Genomic DNA, 4,718 nt, shown 5'->3' on the forward strand with positions numbered 1-4,718 from the left:
TTTTCGCGCCTGGCCGTACTCCACGGCTTCTTTGAGGATCTCAACCTCCATCGTCTTCTTACCCAGCAGACGCTGAAGTTCACGGACCTGCTTCAACGCGGTAGCCAGCTCAGATGCCGGAACCACTTCCTCGCCGGCGGCAACAGCGGTAAGGCTGCCTTCAATATATTGTTTCTTCCACTTGAACAACAGGCTGGGCTGAATACTATGCAGACGAGCCACATGAGACAGGGTCATACCTGGCTCCATAGCCTGTTGAATAATGGCGATCTTTTCCTGCGGAGTCTTACGTTTACGGCGCTCCTGTCCCAACAGTATTCCAGTCATCTCAAAATTAGAACCAGTATTAGACATATGTTTAAGCCTATCTCTTATTTTAAGATACATCTACTGTCTGGTGTTTCTTGGGGCCGCAGCACATTGTCGATCAGGTATACCCTTCATACTTCAAACTGCTTGGGTGTTAGCTGCAGTTACTCGCCTCGTCCGTGAGGCTCGCCCCTATCGGGGCCGCTGCAAGCAGCGTTGTCACCCTAGCCACATAGTTGGCTATGCTCCTAGGGCTTCCATCGCTTGCTGCGTGACTCGGCCCATGGGCCTCGCACCTTCGGAGCCAGCGCTGTTCAAAACGCACAGTGTTCTGTCAAGCAATTCGAATTATTTTGGGTATACAAGATCTTGTTAAGCGAAAATATCATGTGGTGAGCAAGAAATAGACCCAACTACTTGTCCGGAGTATGCTGTTTACTTTTCCTCTTTGGCTATAACAGACTTACCCAATCGGTTGTATAAGGGGTCTAATAGGAAATGTGAAGTGAATATGAAACTAGGTCGAAACGACCGTTGCCATTGTGGCAGCGGAAAAAAATACAAGCATTGCTGTATGAACAGTTTAGAAAAACAGCATGCTGAAGTGTTCGATGATGTTGAAGCCATGGTTGCCATGAACCCCAGCTTGACACTTGATGAGCTCAATGCGGCTTTGCAACATAAAATGTTTGAACGCAACAACCGCCCGCACCCTGATTTTTGTGGTTTATCGCCAACGCAAATGACCAATTGGCTCTATGCGTCTTTTGATGAATTGAACGGGGTGACCATTGCCACGCCAGACGACCTTTCATCTAGCCCGGTAATGCGCTATTTAACCCTAATTCTTGATGAAGCGATGCAACATGAGGGTTCATTTAAAGCAACCAGCAGAGGTAACCTTCCGGTTAAATTAGTCAAGCAGGCTAGCGCGTTATTGCCGGAATTTGCGGTGTCAGAACTCAATACACCAATCACTATTAGTGACTATGCGGGTAGCAATGAAGAGAAATTCAATGCGTTGCACTATACCCGAGTGTTGGCAGAAATTGCGGGCATCATTTATCGTCGTAGTGGTCACTACCATGTCAAAAAGACAGCCCAGAAGCGCTATCAAACACAAGGTATTCAAGCCTTTTTCCAACCCATGTTAGAAACTGCAATTAAAAAATATAACTGGGGTTACTTAGACGGTTTTGATCAAAATGTTGATTTACGCACCTTCTGGCTGTTTATGCTGTGGCGCTTACAAAGCCATACCAGCGCAGATCAGCTTATTAAAGAGGTGATGACCGCCTTCCCTGATTTGTTGCAGGAGTTCTCTCCAAATGATTATTTCTCGCCAGAAAAACAGTTAGGCTTGATCATTGAATCACGTTTTATCGAGCGTTTTTTGCAGTTTTGGGGATTTATCACCGCCGATCCGAAAAGCTTTTTCCCACGAGAAGGCAAAGCACGGAAAGTCCAGCCTCAGCCTTTGTTAACCCAGACATTTCAATTTAGTGTTAAGTAATAGCAAGGTCGCCGTGAGCCAATCTCAATTCTCACGCTATCTGCATCAACGGTTCGAAGCTTATCGGTTTACCAAGGATGCGTTGGAGTTTGAACGTCGTTTTAAGCGACTGATGACCAGCAGTCACAGTCGTAAAGCACGGTTAAATCGTCAGTAGCACTGGCTATAATGTAATACCAGCAAGGAATAGCCAAACTCCGCAAGGTGGCGTTCCTAGATAGCAATCTTGCGTTCTAAACCGGCAATCACCCCTCGTACTTACTTGGTCTACATATTGTTACTCAATAAGTAACGTTATGTAGACCTGTGACCAGGCCGGGTGAACTATTAAGCATTGACGGCTAATGATGTTGCTACATTCACTCCGTCATTAGCTGTAAAAGCAATTCAGGGTTGAGCTGTTCGGCACTCGATTGACCAGATAGCACTTTATCGGCCAAGTCGCGTTTTTCACTGTGCAGTTGGATGATTTTTTCCTCCACGGTATTGACTGTGACCAACCGATAGACGGTAACAGGTTTGGTTTGCCCCATCCGATAAGCGCGATCGCTCGCTTGATCTTCCACTGCGGGGTTCCACCATGGGTCAAGGTGGATAACGGTATCAGCTTCGGTGAGGTTAAGTCCAGAACCGCCCGCTTTTAGGCTGATCAAAAAAAGGCTGTGCTTGCCAGATTTAAATGTGTTGATCGCACTTTGCCGTTGCTTGCTGGTGGATTGCCCATCGAGGTAACAAAAATCGATTCCCTGCATGGTTAACCGCTGGCCGAACCGTTTGAGTAATTGGACAAATTGGCTGAACACCAGAATATTATGTCCGCCATCAAGGGCGTCGGCGATCAGTTGCAGCGCCTCTTTTTGTTTGCTGCTGGTCTCGCTAAGGTGCTCAAACACCAAACCTGGGTCGCAACACACTTGGCGCAAGCGGGTTAAGCCAGCGAATAGCGAAATGGCGGAATTCCCGTTGCTCTCACTCAGGGTTTGCAACGCCTCTTTGCGTACCGCTTCGTAAGTATTGCGTTCTTTACTGGTCAATTCAACATGATGGATCAGCTCAGTTTTTTCCGGCAGTTCCGTTAACACCTCCTCTTTTAGGCGACGCAAAATAAATGGGCTGACTAAAGCGCGCAGTCGCAGCAGATCTTGTTCATTTTTGCCTGCTTGCGCGTATTTGGCTTTAAACTGCTTTAAAGAGCCGAGTAAGCCTGGGTTTAAGAAGGTGAACTGGCTCCAAAGTTCAACCAAATGGTTTTCCACTGGGGTGCCAGAGAGGGCAATGCGCCGCTGTGCTTTAAGATCAAACAGCACTTTAGCGCGCTCAGCATTAGGATTTTTGATCTGCTGGGCTTCATCCAAGACCACGGTTTGCCACTCGTTTGCTTGCAAGGTTTCGGCCAAGCGAGTCACCAACCCATAACTGACGACAATCACCTCTCCAGGTTGGGCATCAGCTAAGGTTTGCTGGCGATCGGCGCAGCTCTCTAGGTCTATCATTGTTAACTGCGGCGTGAAGCGTTGGCTTTCTTGGCGCCAATTCAGCAATACTGATTTGGGGCAGACCACTAAGCTTGGACCTTGCGCTTGAAAATGGTTCAGTAGGGTTAAGGCTTGCAGCGTTTTGCCAAGCCCCATATCGTCGGCCAAACAGACACCAAAACCATTGTGCAGTAAATGTGCTGCCCAGAGTACGCCGCTGCGTTGGTAATCGCGTAGTGGCTCAAGCAGTGCTTTATCAAGTGAGATGGGGTGCGACCAAGCCTGTTGTAGCGCTTGCCAACTTTGGTCACTTTGCACCGACATGGTTTCGATAAGCTTTTGTAGTGGGTAGGCCAGTTGACGATTAACCGAGAGATTGTCATCTAGCACGCTGTCTAAAAAATCTAACTGTTTACGTAGCTCATCGCTGACTAATAAGGTGAGATTTTGTTGTTCTATGGTAATAAAGCCCGTGCGCCTAGCCTCAAGTAGGCGTTTGAGATCAAGCACTTCAGCGCCATCAAAATGCACATCACCGGAAACTTGAAACCATTCTTCTTTTTGTCGAATCGAAAGGCCAACATCTTGTGAGCGCAGTTGTTTGACCCGTTTGCTCCCTTGATGCCAGTGGATGGTCACGTCTTTGAGCTGATCTAGGCCATCAAACAGTTGCGGTAGTTGCTCGCTGGGTACGCTGTAACGATGATTTTTACATGCCTTTAAACCGAGCTTTTGGGCTATCGCTTTCGCTTGCTGTCGCTCTTGCCCAAGATCGCGGTGATACCAGAGACTACCTTCCTGATAGAGCCAGAGCGGGCCTTGTCCCGAACCGATGCGCGTGCGTTGGTCGTGAGATTGGTGCTCAATAGACAGTTCTAATGTCTTTTCGCCAAGCTTGAGCCACAAGTGCGGCGTTGCATCCCATTCTCCTAGGATAATGTTGCCACGCTCTTCGGTGAGAAAGTACCAGTTGACTTGATCACCCAAGCGTTCGATCAGCGCATCGGCCTGTTCGATGGGGACGGCGGGCATTTTTCCTGCGAGGGTAAAAAAGCGCTCGATGTGTTCGGGAATCGAATAAAAAGAGTAGATCCCTTCAATGCGAGGCTGCAACAAGGCTTTGCTGCGGCCCCAAGAAACACCAGACAGTAGATGTATCTTAAAATAAGAGATAGGCTTAAACATATGTCTAATACTGGTTCTAATTTTGAGATGACTGGAATACTGTTGGGACAGGAGCGCCGTAAACGTAAGACTCCGCAGGAAAAGATCGCCATTATTCAACAGGCTATGGAGCCAGGTATGACCCTGTCTCATGTGGCTCGTCTGCATAGTATTCAGCCCAGCCTGTTGTTCAAGTGGAAGAAACAATATATTGAAGGCAGCCTTACCGCTGTTGCCGCCGGCGAGGAAGTGGTTCC

At 48.0% G+C, this 4,718-nt stretch carries 5 protein-coding genes; 3 read left to right on the forward strand and 2 right to left on the reverse strand.

The features are described 5' to 3' along the window. A partial coding sequence (locus IO95_RS19185; protein ID WP_152554974.1) for a transposase occupies nt 1-327 on the reverse strand: 327 nt, incomplete at its 3' end. 493 nt (nt 328-820) lie between these two features. Here IO95_RS19185 and IO95_RS19190 point away from each other — a divergent pair. Both IO95_RS19190 and IO95_RS25685 read left to right on the forward strand, forming a co-directional pair. Next, complete coding sequence (locus IO95_RS19190; RefSeq protein WP_037386689.1) at nt 821-1,822, forward strand: SEC-C domain-containing protein; 1,002 nt, start codon at nt 821-823, stop codon at nt 1,820-1,822. 13 nt (nt 1,823-1,835) lie between these two features. Beyond that, nucleotides 1,836-1,979, forward strand: coding sequence for a hypothetical protein (locus IO95_RS25685; RefSeq protein ID WP_160165630.1), 144 nt, complete (start codon nt 1,836-1,838; stop codon nt 1,977-1,979). A gap of 202 nt (nt 1,980-2,181) precedes the next feature. On the opposite strand, the gene IO95_RS19195 is transcribed toward IO95_RS25685, so the two are convergent. Beyond that, nucleotides 2,182-4,482 carry a DEAD/DEAH box helicase gene (locus IO95_RS19195; RefSeq protein ID WP_051791299.1) on the reverse strand — a complete coding sequence of 767 codons (2,301 nt, stop codon included), beginning with the start codon at nt 4,480-4,482 and terminating at the stop codon, nt 2,182-2,184. 27 nt (nt 4,483-4,509) lie between these two features. Between IO95_RS19195 and IO95_RS19200 the strand changes: the two genes are divergently transcribed. Continuing rightward, nucleotides 4,510-4,718: transposase (locus IO95_RS19200; RefSeq protein WP_152554975.1), on the forward strand; the 209-nt coding region annotated here is incomplete at its 3' end.

Source organism: Serratia sp. DD3, from assembly GCF_000496755.2.